Raw genomic sequence first — 17,190 nt, 5'->3', positions numbered from 1 at the left:
TAATGCTGATTCCTGAAAGACGCATTTTGACCTTGGCGTAGACATTAAATTGAATAATACTTATATAAAAAGAGAGACCCGTTGGAGCCTTGAGCTTATCTATTTGCATTTACTTATTGCTCCAATGGGTTACCAACCAATTTAATGACTCCTGCAAAGATGCAACTGTTTTTGTTTCAATCACACACCTGCAATGATTGCGCCTGGCAATATTCTGTATTACTGACAGTTCTCCCATTTATCATAAGCAAAATCCAGTTCTTTTTCCATAGTTTCTTTTTTTAAGAATAGTTCCTGTAAATATTCGAAATTGGAATTATTATTATTTATCTCCTGTTCCAATGCTTTTAATGCAGCTTCTATGGCTTCAATCTCATTCACAAGAATATCTGACTTTTGCGTATTCAACTTCCTGGATTTGTTATCCGTTCTGCTGTATTGATTCACTTCTACCCCAATGGAAGGCCTCTTTTCATATGGCTTTTGGGGCTGTTCCTTATTATAAGGCTTATCATCTTCATAAACCTTTAACAGGTTGCTTAGACCCCTAGCCTTTTCGTTTGACTGGTCCTCAAATTTTCCCGCCTTTTGCAATTCTTCCTGATAATACGTATAATCTCCCGGATAAGTAATAAGATGGTTATTTTCAAATGACATGATTTTACCTGCAACTTTATTTATAAAATACCGGTCATGGGATACAAATAACAGGGTTCCTTCAAATGCGGTTAAAGTTTCCTCCAGCACTTCCCTGGAATCAATATCCAAGTGATTGGTAGGCTCATCCAGAATCATAAAATTCACTTTTTCAAAGGTTAAAGAACATAACCTTAACCGGCTCTTCTCCCCACCGGATAAGAATCTTATTTTCTTATGGACATCGTCTTTAAAGAATAATACTCTTGCTAGCTGGTTTCTGGCAGCTTCATAAGTAATATTGTGAAGACCAGAAAAGTACTCAAGTATGGTCTGGTTTTCATCTTCAAAAACAACCTGCTGAGGCAGATAACCGATTTTAACCTGAGCACCAATTTTTACCGTACCGTAATCTGGTTTTAATTCTCCTAATATCAGCTTAAGCAGGGTAGATTTGCCGCAGCCGTTTTTCCCGATAATGCAGGCACTATCCTGATAATAAACTTTCATATCAATGTCTTTTAGTAATACCGTATCACCAAAACTTTTACTTAAGTGTTTGGTTTCTAATACCATTTTTCCGGAACGGTTTGTGCTATCCTGATTAAGGCGAACCTTCCTGCCTTCAAGGACCGGTTTATCCAATACTTCAATCTTTTCCAGACGCTTTTCCAATTCCTTTGCCCGTTTAAACATTGTTTCACTGTCTCTCATATTTCCCCAGATACGGTAACGCTCAATCTGTTTTTCCATCTGTTCGATCTTTTTCTGCTGGTTGATATAATTCCTATAGTCAATTAAGAACCGTCTCTCTTTTTCCAGTACATAATAACTATAATTCCCCATGTAAATATTAGCCCGGCTAAACTCTAACTCCACGATTTTCATAGCAACATTATCCAGAAAATATCTGTCATGGGATATAATCAGAACAGAACCTTTATAATCCTTTAAAAAGCCCTCCAGCCATTCTGTGGTTTCTAAATCCAGATGGTTGGTAGGTTCGTCAAGAAGCAGAATATCTGGCTCCTCAAGAAGTATCTTCGCCAAAATCACTCTGGTTTTTTCTCCGCCGCTTAAACTTTGAAATGGAAGTTGCTTTAAAATATCATTAATTTTAAGTCCCTCTGTAATCTTGTTAATCTTCGTTTCCAGCTCATATCCTCCGGCTATCTCATACTCCTCCGTGAGCCGTCCGTAACTTAACAGTGCTTTTTCAAGCTTCTCACCCGAAGAAGTCTGAAACACCCCTTCAAGCTCTGATAACCGTCTCTTCAAATCAAAGACTTTTTGAAAAGCCATGCGGATTACATCAATCGCTTTGGTATCCTCACTGTAAACAGGTATCTGATTTAAATACCCTACCTTAATCCCTTTACGAAGATTTACCTCTCCTGCCTGATAATCTTCTGAGACCTCCTCCCCATACGAAGCTTCCCCATCCTGCACTTGTCCGGTATCCTCAAACCACCCTTGTAAATTTAAGTTACTTTCCTTAAACCTGCCCATAATAATCTTCATAATTGTAGTCTTCCCACACCCATTCTTACCAATTAACCCAATCCTCTCCCCAGTTTTCACCTCAAAGCATATCGTTTCAAATATCTTGTTTGCTCCATAAAATTTCGTTAAATTATTAATACTTAATTCTATCATGACTCTACCTGACCTTTCTTATAATTAAACTCTGACTTTACCCTTTACTTAAAAATGAACGAAAAAAAGCCCAAAGCCAATAAGCTTTGGGTTGCTAATTTTTAATTATCACCGTAATATCAAATGATATTAATCAGAATACTCCAAAAACCTTATATGGTTAACATTGAATCTATTAAATTTGGACGCACTTCTAGCCTTAACTTGAAATATTGCGATCATAATAGATTCCAATTTTACCCATTTAAGTATCGAGTTCATATTTGTTATTACCTTTCCTAGTTTAAAAATACTATATTTCCTTTATAATAAGCGAAAACACATATCCCGTCAAGGTGTTTTTCTGGTTTTTTCTGTTCTATACATGGGGGGCAATATATGGTACTAATAAAACAAATATAAAGCAAAAGTCTATTAAGATACTCCATATTCCCCCACGCTTAATTCTCCAATGACTCACCGTGATACTATTTCTGTTGTTTGAACTAACCATTCCGAGTTTAAAATTTATAAACGGAATACTATAATCCTTGAAGCCAATTTTCACAAAGTTTTGGCCAGATTGCTACTGTAGGTTCATCCTCACCTAATCCTAAACCATGGGGACCTTGTGAGAATATATGTAAATCAAATGGTAGATTTAGCTCATTGAGCGCTCGAGCAAAAAGTAAGTTTTGGCGCTGAAAATTCCAGTGATCGGTCGCTGTAATCCATAGAAAAGTCGGTGGTGTCTTCGCTGTAACATATTTATGATTTGAAGTAAAGTCTATAAATTCATCCACTGTAATATCTTTTGTTAATAGAGAATCTGGCGGCAATTTTTCCTTAGAAAATGGGGATGTCTCAGCATAACATAAAATGATCGCATGAAGTTTAGAACTCGTTTGATCAATCGGATCGTTAAAATCTGGTTCTCCCAAAAGCATCGACATAATTTGCGCATTTCGGCTATCTGGTTCTGTAATTCCATTATCAAAACGAGTTCCTACAAAAGCGGTGAGATAACCGCCAGCTGAAAATCCTATCATGCCGATCCGTTCCGGATCAATATTAAATTCTAGAGCATGATACCGAATATACCTAACCGCTCGTACTGCATCTTTGGTTGACGTAAATGGAGTAAAAGGAGCAACCCGATAATTTAAAACAAAAGCATTTATTCCTATTTGATTTAGCCATTTTGCAATTGGTTTTCCTTCATTAGACGCTCTAATTTGAAATGATCCGCCCGGGCAAACAATAATTGCAGGGCGGGTTTTCTCCCCTTTTAATAAATAAGGGGTTAGGGTAGGTAATCCTTCGTTATTCAAGTCCCCAATAGTAGAAATTAAGTCTGCATCAGGAACATTTTTTTTCCAAAGTTTTATATCTTTTAATCCCATGATATTATCCTCCCATTTTAATCTGCGACTCGGATTACCCCGGCTTTTCGCGATATATCATATAACGGTCTACATTGCCGATGTGATCAACTTTATCTCTAATTGATGTTAATTAATTTATTTTCTATTCCAACCTTTTAAGTAACCTATTTTACCACAGGTTTTCTTCGCATATTTTAGATAAGAAAATCATACCACCTGGTAGATGCAATCAGTTACCTCAAAAATCATTGAGAAATAAGAATGAGCCAAGATTAAAAGAGAATGTGCTATTTCGAATTTTCTCCACAGTACAAATATAAAAGCATCTTTGATTACTTTAAGTTCCCCGCTGTTAGATATTTCCTCGGCTGTTTTAATTCCTCTACTGCATTGGGTACGTCAACTTCTGCTTTTTTCTCTATTTTTCCAACAGAAATATTCCCATCATCCTTGCCAAACTCCTCAGTTACGTTAATATGTGTGTGCAGAGGTCATACACATATTTTCATAAAATAATGAAAACTTAAAAAACAGACTCCCAGAACATTCTGTAAAAATTCTGGGAGTCAATACTTCTTCGATATATTCTATGCATTTGCTTTGATTACATCTGTTTAAGACGTAAATCTTTTTCGGCATAAGCAGAAATTCAAACCACTATTTTCAAGTAATATCAATTCCTTAGTAGGCTATAGCGTACATTATTGTTTGTTATTTTGTGCGACAAATCTCGACACAAATCTCACAATGCTCCGTCGCCGGAAACAAATCCACCCCCCATCCTATTTTCGCCTCATACCCTTTCTTTCTAAAATACTCCAAATCTCTTGCCAGCGTCTCCGGCCCGCAAGACACATAAACAACCCTTTCCGGTTTCATTTTCGCCATGGAATCAATAAATTCCTCCGTGCTCCCACTCCTAGGCGGATCCATAAACACTACATCAACATGCTCTCCATCTTCCGCCATACTCACCATAAATTTCCCCGCATCATTACAGAAGAACTTGACATTCTTAATACCGTTGATCTTGGCATTTTCCACTGCATCCCTAACAGCATCCCGGTTTAGCTCAACCCCAATAACTTCCTTTGCATACTTGCTGGCAACAATACCTATGGTACCAATCCCGCAATAAGCATCAACTACCCGCTCCTTGCCAGTAAGCCCTGCGGCCTCAATGGCCTTATTATAGAGAATCTCCGTCTGCACCGGATTTACCTGATAAAAAGATTTAGAAGAAATATGGAAGCGGCAGCCACACAGAATGTCCTCAATGTATCCTTTCCCATACAGCACATGTTCCTTATCTCCCAGTACCATGCTTGTTTCCCTACCATTAACATTCTGAATTATTGTAGTGATCTCCGGATGCTTCTCCCTCAGCGCCTTCACAAAATTATTCTTTGAAGGAAAAATCGGTGAGGCAGTTACCAGAACAACCATGACCTCTCCTGTGGTAAATCCCCTTCGTATCAGTACGTGGCGCAATAATCCATACCCGGTATCCTCATCATAGGTACGTATTTTAAAGGATTTCAACATACCTCTAATAGTCCCGATAATCTCATCCGCCTTCTGATCCTCGATCATACAGTTTTCTACAGGAACAACTCTATGTGAGTTCGCCTCATATACGCCAGAGAACGGATTGCCTTTTTTGTCATGGTCAAATACTGCATGAACCTTATTGCGATAATGATAAGGATTCTCCATACCAATAATCGGTGCCACATGGCAATATGGCTTCAGCAATTTTTCCAGATATTTCTGTTTCTGTTCCAATTGTTTTTCATAAGGCATGTCCAAAAGTTGACAACCTCCGCATTTATGGGATACCGGACATTTGGATAAGGATTTTTTTTCTCTTCCGCTTGTCCTATTAGGCATATCTCCACTATGCCCTTTCTTACTGCCAAAACTACTGTCATTCCTGCTGTTGTTCCTACTGTCGGCACTATTGCCGTTCCTGCTGCTGTTCCTGCTGTCAGAGCTATAGCCATTCCTACCACTGTCCCTGCTGTCAACAATGCCATAGCCATTCCTGCCTCTGTTCCTGATGTCAGCGCTATAATCATTCCTACCGCTATTCCTGCTGTCGGTGCTATAGCCATTCCTATCGCTGTTCCTGCTGCCGGAACTATTGCCGTTCCTACCGTTGTTCCTGCTATCGGTCTTACTGCCACTCCTGCCGCCCGCATTGTTGCCGTTCCTGTTGTCGAAGTTGTTGCCGTTCCTGTTGTCGAAGTTGTTGCTGTTCCTACCGCCGTTCCAACTATCGGCCTTTCTGCCGCTTCTGCTGTCAATGCTGTTGCTACCCCTACCACCGTTCCTACTATCGGCCTTACTGTCAATGCTGTTGTTGCTCCTACCACCGGCCCCACTATCCGCCTTTCTGCCGCTTCTGCTGCCGATGCTGTTACCGCCCCTACTACCGGCCCTACTATCGGTCTTACTGTAGTTCCTGCTGTCATTGCTATTGTTGTTCCTACCGCTATCCCTACTATCGTTCTTACTACCGTTCCGGCTGCTGATGCTGTTACCATAACTACTACCGTTCCTACTATCGGCCCTACTATCGTTTTTACTGTCGCTCCTGCCACCGATGCTACTACCGCCCCTGCTACCGTACCTACTATCGCCCCTACTATCTTTTTTACTGTCGCCCCTGCCACCGACACTACTACCGCCCTTACTGCCATTCTTACTATCGTTCTTACTACCGTTCCAGCCGCCTTCCTTCCCCTTTTTCCCCTCTAACTTCCTATTATCACTGCCTTTAATCATTCTATCACTTCTGAATTTCTCTTTCTTCAACCTATTATCTATCATTTATGCAATCTACCCTTCCTATTTTTAAATTAACCTTTCTTTAAACTCTTCCTATTATTAAACTCTTTCATATCTTTAATCCATTTCTATTTTAATCCCTTTACACAATAAAATCCCGGCCTCCTCAAAAAACATTTCCAATCCTACCTTTCCGCCGGGCCTTAAACTTCCATTTTTATTCACACCTATTATAATACATCTCCACCGCCAAAACCACTAAATACTTCCATTCATTCAAGAAATACTTGAATTATTTCCCCTCTCATATATAATAAATCATAAAAAGACAAAAGGAAGTGCAACTCATGGTTCATACAAACGATACCTTTTACCTGGATGAAACCCTTTATAACGGGCGTCCCCAAAATCAAACAGAGCGTCTTCCCAAGGAAATCCGCACCTATGACCTACTGGATAAATTGAATATATCCTATCAACGGGTGGATCACTCCCCGCTTCCTACCATAGAAGCCTGCCGTGAGGTTGATGCGCTGTTAAAAATAGAAATCTGCAAAAACTTATTTCTACGCAATGCCCAGAAAACTGATTTCTATCTCCTGCTGCTGCCCGGCGGAAAGAAATTCCGCACGGCTGCCCTCTCTAAACAAATAGGTTCCGCCAGACTCTCTTTTGCAGAACCGGAATTCATGGAAGAATTCCTTGACATAACCCCCGGTTCTGTTTCAGTCTTTGGTCTTATGAACGATAAAAACCGCCGTGTCAGGCTGCTGATTGACAAGGAAGTGCTATCTCAAGAATTCTTTGGCTGCCATCCCTGCATCAATACTTCCAGCCTAAAGTTTAAAACCGAGGATCTTCTGGACAAGTTTCTCCCAGCAATCCAATGTGAATACACTCTGGTAGATTTACCCACCGAGCAGGAATAACAAATCAAAAATAAAATGGGACAGGATAAACATCTCCTGCCCCATTTTACCGTTCCATTCTATATAATCCACCATCATAATCCCTGAACCATCAATCATCAACCATCATAAAAAAAAGCAATCCGGTTTTTTCCAGCCTGTTTTGCTTGATACATGGCCTGGTCTGCTTTGGAAAATAGCTTTTGATAATCCTCTCCGCGCTTTCCGGTGCTGGGAGCAATTCCAATACTGACAGAAATGGACCACTTTTCCTCCGGTACGATCTTTTCTACTCTGTCCAACAGATCGTCCGCTCTTTCCTGGACGTTATCTTTTGTTGTGAAAACTACAAACTCATCTCCGCCTGCCCTTCCCACCAGATCCGGATCAGGATAAATATCACAGAGCATTCCGCCTACCTGCATCAAGATACGGTCGCCGGCCAGATGGCCGAAGCAGTCATTGATTTCCTTGAAATTATCTATATCGATCATGCAGAGCCAGCCTGATCCGCCGGACTTTAATTTTTCTTCTACCCGGTATTTAAAGGCCATTTTATTGTATAAACCGGTGAGTCCATCCTTTAAGGACTGGAGCAACAGCTGCTCTTCCCTCGCCTTCAATCCGGTAATATCCTGAAGCTTTCCAATAAGCTTGACCGGGCTTTCTGTCTGATCCTCCCATTGAGCAGTTAGTTTGCAACTGCACCAGTGATATGGTTCCCCCGATTTTCCCAGACAAAATTCAAACGAGCGGATCTCACCAACTTGGGGGGCATTGCTTCTATGCTTAATAAGAATACGTTCAAAATTCAACATATCTATCTGTCCTTTTGCGTTTGGTGACAGATATAGTCTCTCATCTACATAAGAATACTCAAATAAAACCGTATCTTTAAATAAGTTTATGTTTCTGTACAATTGCTCCGTCTCATCATAACGGAAGAACTCATGCTCGTTCACCGAATTCCACCTTTCGAACCGCCTACCTGAATTACCTGCCATGATCCTTCCCCCTGTACCTGCTGGAATCCTTTATCCCGCTTCTTTTCCATTCGTATATGGTATATGATAACGCTTTTCATCCGTATATGCAACCTGTTTTTCTGCCATTATTACGCATATAATACGTAGCATCTGCACAGAATATCCTTTATGATTAACCTAGAGGTGATAATGTTGGATGAACAGTTTGTCAGGAATCGAATCACGGAGCTTCGCTTGAAAAAAAATATCTCAGAATATCAAATGAGCCTGGATTTGGGAAAAAATAAGAGCTATATCCAGGGAATTTCTTCAGGACGTTCCATGCCATCTATGAAACAATTTTTTGAAATCTGCGATTATCTTGAAATTACTCCCATAGAATTTTTTAAAACGGAAAGAAAAGATCAGCCTCTTTTAAGGGAAGCCGCCGCGTTGATGAGAAACTTAAGCAAAGAAGATCTGGAAGCGGTTTTTCCCATATTATTGCGGCTTAAAGCAAACGCGGACAATCAAAAACAGGCAGAACCGTAATCTACGGTTCTGCCTAGCTATATATTCTAAATAGTTCTTGTATTCTCTTTCAGCCACAATGCTTCCTCTCCTGTAACATACGGGGAAAGGGCTTCGTAAACGGCTTTGTGATAATCATTTAACAGCTGCACATCATGTTCGGTCATAATGCCTTGATCAATGGCTTCCAGATCAATGGGAACCATGGTCAGGAATTCAAACTCCATAAATTGCCCATACTCATTCTTTTCCGCTTTCTTACTAACTATCAGATTCTCTGTACGGACGCCGTGGCTTCCCTCAATATATACTCCAGGCTCATCGGAAGTAATCATTCCTTCCTCCAGAACACTGTTATCCTGTCGCTCCGGTACCATACGCCACCGGATTCCATTGGGGCGCTCATGAACATTAAGCAGATATCCTACTCCATGACCGGTCCCATGGTCAAAATTAATGCCGCGGCTCCAGAATGGCTCTCTTGCAACATAATCCAGGGTCAGACCCCGGCATCCGTAAAGGAATTTTACCGCTCCCAGGCGCAGCATACTGATGACAGTAAGAGTAAAATGCTCTCTCTCTTTCTCTGTCAGCGGCCCTACCGCTATGGTTCTGGTTACATCAGTCGTTCCTTCATAATACTGTCCGCCTGAATCCACCAGATAAAGTCCTCTGGGCTCTATCTTCACATCACTTTCCGCTGTGGCCTTATAATGGCACATCGCCGCATTGGCACCATAGGCGGAAATCGTATCAAAGCTCAGCCCCAGATTCCCTTCCTGTTCGGAACGCAGATGATCCAGATGCTCCTGGGCGCTGACCTCTGTAATCATTTCTTTTCCCACATTCTGCTTCAGCCAGTAGATGAATTTTACCATAGCTACGCCATCCTTGATGTGAGCTTTTCTCATATTTTCCACTTCCACCGGATTCTTCATGGCTTTTGAAAGGGCGGTAGGGTTCATTTTATCAATGATGCGGTTGGAGCCGTCAAGATTTTTAACAATGGCATAATTAGTCTTACCCGTTTCTACAAGAACCTTCTGATCTCTTAACTGTGAAACTGCTGTGTAAATGTCATTGTAAGGGCATATTGTTACGGAAAGATCCTTAAAGTAAGCTTTCACTTCATCCTTTAACACCTTTTCATTGATGAAAAGATAGAAACGGTCCAGGGTTATCATTGCATAGGAAAGAACTACCGGATTGCATTCTACATCATTTCCGCGGATGTTTAAAAGCCATGCAATGTCATCCAGAGATGTAAGGATATGGATGGTTGCCTTTTCTTTCTTCATCTGGCTTCTTAATTCTTGTATTTTCCGTGCAGAAGATTTTCCGCTGTACTTTTCCTCAAGGATCCATACCGGTTCTGCAGACTGTTTCGGACGTTCTTTCCATAAAACATCCACCAGGTCCTCCTGATAAGCCAGTGTCACATGTTTTTCCACCAGAAGCTTTTCTAAGTCCTGCCCCAGTTGGCAGTTTACCACCCGTCCGTCAAATCCCAGACAGCCGCCTTCCGGAAGTACCTGATCCAGATATTCCCCAATCTCAGGAACTCCAGGCTGTCCCATTTTCTGCAGGGTGATTCCGGTTCCCTCAAGCTGCTTGCCTGCTTGTACAAAATAACGGCCATCGGTCCATAAACCGGCTTCATCCTTCGTAATTACAGCCGTACCAGCTGATCCGCTGAATCCGGTTATAAATTCTCTGCATTTAAAATATTCTCCCACATACTCGGACTCATGAAAATCCGAGGTTGGAATCATGTAAGCATCCATATGGTGCTCTGCCATCAGTTTTCTTAACTGTTCCAGTCTTTCCTGAATCATCGCTTTATCTCTCCTTTGGTTTCATAATAATTTTCTATAGCTGCCCCAATTCCTTCGCTGTAGGTAGGATGGGCGCGCATGGCAAGCATAAGCTGTTCAGCTGTCAAGCCGTTCGCAATAGCTGTCGCCATCTCGCTGATCATATCGGTTGCCCTGGGGCATACGATCTGGGCTCCCACGAGAGCACCGGAATATTCTTCAAATACCAGATGGATAAACCCATTCTGCTCCCTGGCTATAATGGATTTTCCGTTACCGCTCATGGAGTAGCGTCCGCATTTTACCTTCATGCTGCAGGCGATAGCCGCCTCCTTGGTGAGCCCTACGGAGGCGATTTCCGGTTCCGTGTAAATGCAGCTAGGTACCACAGGAAGCTTGACAAACATACCGTTAGGCACCACAGAAAGCCGGGTGGTATGCTCAACTCCTGCAATCTTTTCTATTACATAGGTTCCCTGTGCGGCCGCCACATGGGCAAGCTTGATGTCAGCCGCCACATCGCCGATGGCATAAATCCCCGGCTCACTGGTTCTGAATTCTGAATCTACTTTCAGATGACCATTTTCCATTTCAAGTTTCACATCCGGTCCCATCAGTCCATCCAGATAAGGAGCCCGTCCTGCTGCCATGAGGATCTGACCGGAACGGATGGTTTGTTCCTCTCCATTCACTTCAAAGATACAAGTCAGTCCCTGATTGGGTTCCTCCCGTATTTCCTTAACATCAGCTCTGCAATGGATCGCGATTCCTTTTCTTTTAAGCTCCTCTTCCAGAGCCTGGGAGACTTCAGAATCCATAGGCCCTAATAAATGGGCTTTGCTCTCCAATATAGTCACATGGGAACAGAGGGCGCTGAAAATGGTGGCAAATTCCACTCCGATCACCCCGCCTCCAATGATCGTGAGGCGGTCGTAATTCCAAGTGTCAGAAGCTAACAGGCGGTCACTGGTCAACACCCCGGAAAGGTCCGCTCCCGGAATCTTTAGCATCACCGGTTTTGCTCCGGTGGCAATGATGATATGATCTGCCTCATAATAATCCTTGCCTTCCAGGCCGTTCACCTCTATAGTCCGTCCCCGGCGTATGGTTGCTGTCCCGCAAATAATGGCTATTCCAGCTGCTTTCACAAGCTCCTCCACTTCCTTGCGGTACGCTTTAACAGAACGTTTTTTGTAATTCTGCATCTTTTTAAAATCAAAAGAAATAAAATCTGTGGATACCCCGAATTCATCGCTGTTTTGAAGAGCTTCAAAAATACTGGAGGCATGAAGTAAGGCCTTTGTAGGAATACAGCCTTTGTTAATACAGGTTCCCCCCAGTCTTTCCTTCTCCACAATGGCGGTCTTAAGTCCCAGACCGGCGGCTTTTAAAGCAGCGGTATATCCGCCTGGCCCGCCGCCAATCACAAGTATATCGTAATGTTCTGCCATTTTTAATCCTCCTGCCGGATCATTCCAAAATGGAGGCAGGCATTTTTAATTCCCTCTTGATCAATAGGATCCGTGACGTAATCGGCTGCTTTCTTTAATTCAGTCATGGCGTTGCCCATGGCAATTCCCTTGCCTGCTATTTTAATGATATCATAGTCATTCATGCTGTCTCCAAAGGCTATTGTATCTGTAAGAGGTATTTTATAATATTCGCAGAGCCTCATCAGGCCCATGGCTTTTGAAGCCTTCCGTTCCACCACATCTGCTCCCCGTTTATCAGCAAACATATGTACATGGATTTCCGGAAATTCCTCCTCCATTGCTTTTGCTCCAGCCTCATCTCCAATATAGGCCATGGTCCTCACTTCAAGCTCCACAAGCTTTCCTGGATCTTCAAATCTTCTTCCGCATTCTCCCCAAAGTGTTGCATCATGCCTTTTTACCACCTCGGGATTAACATAATAATCCCATTCCCCAACTGTAGTTCCAACGCTGTAAGGAGTTTTCTCCGCATAGGCCAGAATATTTCTCAGCAGAACCTTATCAAAAGTATGTTCATAAATGACCTTATCTCCCACAGTTACCTTCGTCCCATTGAGATGGATGATCGCATCCGGTTTTACCTCATCCCGGATGGCGGTGCTGAAAACGGAATCCATATCTCTGCCTGTTGCCAGTACGATGGTATAGTTCTCTCTCAATTTTTCTATGGTTTCCAAAGCACTGGCAGGAATTGTCCAGTCTTTATGGTCCAGCAGTGTCATATCTACATCAAAGCTTACAATTGGCTTCATCTATCTTCACCTGTTTTTCTTCCTAAATAATCGTCTCCTTACCATAATATATTAAATTTGAAAATTTTTCAAGAAATATACTTTACCAATCGGAAACTTTCTGCTATAATACCATATGTGTCAAGAAAACGGAGTATGGCGTAGCTTGGTAGCGCGCTCGGCTGGGGGCCGAGAGGTCGCAGGTTCAAATCCTGTTACTCCGATTGACAATATACTTAAGAGTGCCGGTATTCCTTATTATCATAAGGTTTCCGGTATTTTTTTGTATATGATTGCGCATATTACCTGCGCCTTTCCCTAAGGCTCTATGCCGCAATTGGTTTATAAAATCAGGAGGTGTGTTTTATGAGTTATCAATATCTTGACATGGAACATTATCTGCGAAAAGATCAATTTAACCTTTTCCGCAATTTCGCTTACCCATATGTTGGTATGACCGTAAATTTGGACATTACATATTTTATGGGCTCTATTAAAGAAAAGGAACTGCCCTTTTATTTGACTTTCCTTTACGCGTCCGCTCAGACAGCCAACGCTATCCCGGAATTCCGCCGTCGCATTCATGGAGATGGAATAATCGAATATGATCATTGCATTCCTTCCTATACTCTGGCCTTAGAAGGTGAAAACTATTGTTACTGTACCGCAGACGACCGGCTGCCCTTTGACGCCTATCTAAAGGATGGGAAGCAGCGGCAGGAAAAGGCCAGACAGTCCCAGTCTCTTTCAGACGGGGAAGACGAGGATCAGCTCTTTTACTTTTCCAGCATTCCATGGGTGAGCTATACATCTATCATTCAACCGGTTCCGATTCCTGCAGACAGCAATCCCCGTATTACCTGGGGGAAGTATTTTAAGTCAGAGGGAAATTTAAAGATACCGGTATCAATCCTGGCTAATCATGCCCTCATGGATGGATACCATATATCAAAGTTTTTTATGGAGCTTCAAAGCAGGTGTGATCATCTGGATTGGCTGCTGTAAAATCTTCAAATTTATGAAAGAATTTCGCTTGCCTTTTTTCAGATTTTCAGTTACAATGCTCCTATGGAGACATAGCTCAGCTGGGAGAGCATTTGCTTGACGTGTAAAGGGTCGCAGGTTCGAGCCCTGTTGTCTCCATTATTTTATACCCTGGTAAATACAAGATTTCATTGTAAATACTAGGGTTTTATTTTTTCAATGCTGCTCATAAAGACGCCTTCCAGCCTCTCTTGCATAAAAATATGCCCCTTAAGGGACTAGTTTAAAGATTCTTTTCTACATGTGCTGATAATTTATTTTTTTTAAGGGAACTTATTAAAAAGTTCCCTTAATTTAAAATATACAATGAATTTAAAAAGTAGCTATCCTAAAATCCATTCATAGATACACTTTTGTCGCTCTCCGCTTTCGTACATCTCATTATATGGTGGTATATTGACTATTTCTTTAAGTTTGAGCCCTGCCTTTTCGCAAGTTTTTCGTGATGGCAGGTTGTCTGGATTGCATGTTATAATAAGTCTGTTCATCCCATGTGCAATCGCTACATTTTTGATGATTTTACACGCTTTTGAAGCATAACTATTTCCTCGGTAACTTTCTTTAATCATATAGCCAATATGCCCCCCGTAGTACAAGTTTTCATTGTTGCCGATCCGAATGTCAATAGCACCTATGCCATCGTCTGATTTATGTGATGTAATTTTGTATCTATATGCAGGTACATAGCCCTTTTCCTCATTAGATGGTACTTTTTCTTCAATCTTTAAATCAATTTCTCCATCGGTTAAATAATCAAAATCTTTGAACTCAAACATATATTTTCCCCCTTAACTAAATACACAATAATTATTTCGTGTAATTATACATCATATGGTTTCATAATACAAATTTTCACTTGCCTTTCTTAGAATGATTAAGCAGTATTAAAGGGTATGCGCAATTTTACGTTTAAATAGGTAAATAGCATGTAAAAAAAGATAGCTTCTTCCATCTATTGAACGCATGTTTTTACCCTATACCTTTACCAAATATAAATTCTAAGGTTAACGTCACGATTAGACTTATAACTATGTGATATTATTGATGGTGTAATTTATGATTTTGTAACATGAATCGAATTAAAAAAGAGCATTGACAGACAAGCGGGCAATTAATTTATTATATAGAATTAAAGCATAGTAAATAATATATATAACGGAGGTTTTATTATGCACGCATGGGAATCAATCCAAAAGGTACTTGATTACATTGAGGACAATTTAGCACAAAACTGTTCGCCTGAAGAACTTTCAAAGGTTGCCGCTCTTTCGCCGTTTTATTTTCAACGCTTGTTTACCCGCCTTGTGAAGCGACCTGTAAATGAGTACGTTAAAATGCGCAGGCTTGCAAGAGCATGCGAAATGCTCGATGATAAGGGCAGGCGCATACTGGATATTGCCCTCGAATATGGCTTTCATAGCCATGAATATTTTACAAAAACATTCAAAAGTGCATTTGGAATAACTCCAGAGGGATACCGCAATAATCCTGTACGGTTGAATCAGATCATGAAGCCTGATTTATTGCTTGGCTATACAATGATTGACGAAAATGTACCGCTAATTACTGACAGTATCGTTTTGGAAATATCGCGCAGAACAATAGATGTTCCAGAACGATACATTGGTTTTTCCGCTCAGGTTTTGATCTCTCAACAAACCCCGCTCGGAGATACAACCGGCATTGATGTGCCCGGCCTGTTGTGGGATAAATTTCATGGACAAAAAGGGAAAATAAAGGGGCTTGTGCCAAACGGCATAGAGTTTGCTGCTTCTTCATTCAGCGATAATGAAGATGGTACTTTTACCTATTTTGTGGGTGCTTCTGCAATTTCTGGCACAACTGCATATCATGATTTAGTGACTTGGGAACTTCCTGCCGCGGAATATATTGTGTGTTCTTTTGAAGCAGAGAGTTCTGAAGAATTGATAACTTCGGCATTAGGTAAATGCATGAATTATTTGTTTAGCATCTGGCTTCCAAAACACAATTTATCAACGCAACCATTTTCAGCAGAAAAATATATAAGCATAAACCCCAAAATGTGCAAGATGGAATTATGGGTGATACCCGTATCAGTTACAGATCAAGAAAGCAGGTGATTATATGTTGTGGAGCGAATTGTTCAATAGCGTTCATGAACCATTAGATAATGAAATAAGGGAATTTGTCCAAACTCCTTTATGGGATAATCTGACTAATTATTTACAGCAGACATACAATGCAAAATCGAACTTGTTTTATAGCCGTTGTTCCATGGATCAAGATTTTTGGAAAGGCTGGAATGTAAAATACAAAAAAAGCGGAAAAGCATTGTGTACACTTTACCCAAAGCAAGGGTATTTCATAGCCCTCGTTAATGTGGGAGCAAAAGAATCCCTGGAAGCTGAACTGCTAATTCCCCTTTGCGATGAGTACACACAAGATTTATATACACAGACTAAATCTGGTACAAGCGGTAAATCATTGGCGATAAACGTAACAAGCGAAAGCATATTGCGCGATGTAAAGGAATTGATTGCGCTGCGGGCTGGCCGTGTCAGGTAGAGGGAGGCGCTTAAAATGAATGCATTTCTATTAATAATACCTATCTTTCTCATTCGTTTTGGCTTGTTAAAAATGATAAATAAAGATGCATTAAACCGTGCCGCTTTCTTTGCCCCATTAGAGGGCAGAGAAAAGGCTGCCTACCTGTTTTACCAGCTTTCAAACGCTTTGATTATCTTATATCCACCTTTTTTGAAAATTCAGACCAAACCACCATTGTTTTTTATCGCTTTATTTATCTACATCTTAGGTATCAGTGTTCTGATAATTGCCACTGTTGACTTTGCAAAACCTGAACAAAGCGGGATAAATACTAACGGAATATATAAGATCTCCCGTAACCCTATGTATATAGGATATTTCATATATTTCTCAGGCTGTGTGTTGTTAACACGTTCTATCTTTTTGTTTATATCTCTGCTTGTTTTTCAATTAGCTGCACACTGGATAATTCTTTCCGAAGAAAGATGGTGCGTCAATAAATTTGGGACAGAGTATATAAACTACATGAATAAGGTTAAACGGTACTTTTAATATTCCTTATCCATAAAGAGATAAATATTAACAGTTTAATAAGCATTGCGAATTAAATTAAAACAACCTTACTCCCAAGGATACGGTACCTGCCGCCATGCTATCAATAGCACTATGGTTAATTTTAAATAACCATTGCATAATATCCTCGTTTTTTCAAACAATAGCAAAAAGGAG

At 40.9% G+C, this 17,190-nt stretch carries 14 protein-coding genes and 2 tRNA genes; 8 read left to right on the top strand and 8 right to left on the bottom strand.

All coding sequences use genetic code 11. The annotated features are described in order from the left end of the window. Positions 1–219 precede the first annotated feature (219 nt). The 3 genes from abc-f to rlmD form a co-directional block, all read right to left on the bottom strand. Positions 220–2,292 carry a ribosomal protection-like ABC-F family protein gene (gene abc-f, locus H171_RS03075; RefSeq protein ID WP_100303832.1) on the bottom strand — a complete coding sequence of 691 codons (2,073 nt, stop codon included), beginning with the start codon at positions 2,290–2,292 and terminating at the stop codon, positions 220–222. Positions 2,293–2,813: 521 nt separating this feature from the next. After that, positions 2,814–3,674, bottom strand: coding sequence for an alpha/beta hydrolase (locus tag H171_RS03070; protein ID WP_100303831.1), 861 nt, complete (start codon positions 3,672–3,674; stop codon positions 2,814–2,816). Between the two features lie 693 nt (positions 3,675–4,367). Then, on the bottom strand, positions 4,368–6,071 hold the full coding sequence (gene rlmD / locus H171_RS24850) for a 23S rRNA (uracil(1939)-C(5))-methyltransferase RlmD (protein WP_408645656.1): 1,704 nt from the start codon (positions 6,069–6,071) through the stop codon (positions 4,368–4,370). Positions 6,072–6,793: 722 nt separating this feature from the next. On the opposite strand from rlmD, the gene H171_RS03055 reads away from it, so the two are divergent. Then, positions 6,794–7,375 (top strand): prolyl-tRNA synthetase associated domain-containing protein, encoded by a 582-nt coding sequence (locus H171_RS03055; RefSeq protein ID WP_100303830.1) that lies wholly within the window; start codon positions 6,794–6,796, stop codon positions 7,373–7,375. A 98-nt stretch (positions 7,376–7,473) separates the two neighbouring features. Here the strand turns inward: H171_RS03055 and H171_RS03050 are convergent, their stop codons facing one another. Further along, positions 7,474–8,358 carry a GGDEF domain-containing protein gene (locus H171_RS03050; RefSeq protein WP_100303829.1) on the bottom strand — a complete coding sequence of 295 codons (885 nt, stop codon included), beginning with the start codon at positions 8,356–8,358 and terminating at the stop codon, positions 7,474–7,476. A 174-nt stretch (positions 8,359–8,532) separates the two neighbouring features. On the opposite strand from H171_RS03050, the gene H171_RS03045 reads away from it, so the two are divergent. Continuing rightward, entirely contained in the window at positions 8,533–8,871 is a 339-nt protein-coding gene (locus H171_RS03045; RefSeq protein ID WP_100307402.1) for a helix-turn-helix transcriptional regulator, read from the top strand. Positions 8,872–8,897: 26 nt separating this feature from the next. Here H171_RS03045 and H171_RS03040 read toward each other — a convergent pair whose 3' ends face one another. Genes H171_RS03040 through H171_RS03030 form a run of 3 tightly spaced genes read right to left on the bottom strand, consistent with a single transcriptional unit; the run spans position 8,898 to position 12,909 of the window. Beyond that, positions 8,898–10,685, bottom strand: a complete 1,788-nt coding sequence (locus H171_RS03040) for an aminopeptidase P family protein (RefSeq protein WP_100303828.1) — start codon at positions 10,683–10,685, stop codon at positions 8,898–8,900. Further along, entirely contained in the window at positions 10,682–12,115 is a 1,434-nt protein-coding gene (lpdA, locus tag H171_RS03035) for a dihydrolipoyl dehydrogenase (protein ID WP_100303827.1), read from the bottom strand. Before lpdA ends, H171_RS03040 begins: the two co-directional genes overlap by 4 nt. Positions 12,116–12,117: 2 nt before the next feature. Then, on the bottom strand, positions 12,118–12,909 hold the full coding sequence (locus tag H171_RS03030) for a Cof-type HAD-IIB family hydrolase (RefSeq protein WP_186802598.1): 792 nt from the start codon (positions 12,907–12,909) through the stop codon (positions 12,118–12,120). A gap of 129 nt (positions 12,910–13,038) precedes the next feature. Here H171_RS03030 and H171_RS03025 point away from each other — a divergent pair. From H171_RS03025 to H171_RS03015, 3 genes are all read left to right on the top strand, one after another. Continuing rightward, positions 13,039–13,112, top strand: a tRNA-Pro gene (locus H171_RS03025). Positions 13,113–13,254: 142 nt separating this feature from the next. Next, positions 13,255–13,893: a CatA-like O-acetyltransferase gene (locus H171_RS03020; RefSeq protein WP_100303826.1), complete on the top strand. Its 639-nt coding sequence runs from the start codon at positions 13,255–13,257 to the stop codon at positions 13,891–13,893. Between the two features lie 65 nt (positions 13,894–13,958). Further along, positions 13,959–14,031: transfer RNA gene (locus H171_RS03015), tRNA-Val, on the top strand. A gap of 224 nt (positions 14,032–14,255) precedes the next feature. Here the strand turns inward: H171_RS03015 and H171_RS03010 are convergent. Continuing rightward, entirely contained in the window at positions 14,256–14,708 is a 453-nt protein-coding gene (locus tag H171_RS03010; protein ID WP_100303825.1) for a GNAT family N-acetyltransferase, read from the bottom strand. Between the two features lie 393 nt (positions 14,709–15,101). Here H171_RS03010 and H171_RS03005 point away from each other — a divergent pair, with 393 nt between their 5' ends. The 3 genes from H171_RS03005 to H171_RS02995 are packed head-to-tail and all read left to right on the top strand — an operon-like array spanning position 15,102 to position 17,013. Beyond that, positions 15,102–16,034, top strand: coding sequence for an AraC family transcriptional regulator (locus H171_RS03005; RefSeq protein ID WP_100303824.1), 933 nt, complete (start codon positions 15,102–15,104; stop codon positions 16,032–16,034). Positions 16,035–16,038: 4 nt separating this feature from the next. After that, positions 16,039–16,479 (top strand): DUF3788 domain-containing protein, encoded by a 441-nt coding sequence (locus H171_RS03000; RefSeq protein WP_100303823.1) that lies wholly within the window; start codon positions 16,039–16,041, stop codon positions 16,477–16,479. A gap of 15 nt (positions 16,480–16,494) precedes the next feature. Further along, positions 16,495–17,013, top strand: coding sequence for a methyltransferase family protein (locus H171_RS02995; RefSeq protein ID WP_100303822.1), 519 nt, complete (start codon positions 16,495–16,497; stop codon positions 17,011–17,013). Positions 17,014–17,190 lie beyond the last annotated feature (177 nt).

The organism is [Clostridium] celerecrescens 18A (assembly GCF_002797975.1).
GTDB classification, from domain to species: Bacteria; Bacillota; Clostridia; order Lachnospirales; family Lachnospiraceae; genus Lacrimispora; species Lacrimispora celerecrescens.
The sequence above is the reverse complement of the archived record's forward strand: the minus strand, read 5'-3'. Positions and strand labels throughout refer to the sequence as shown.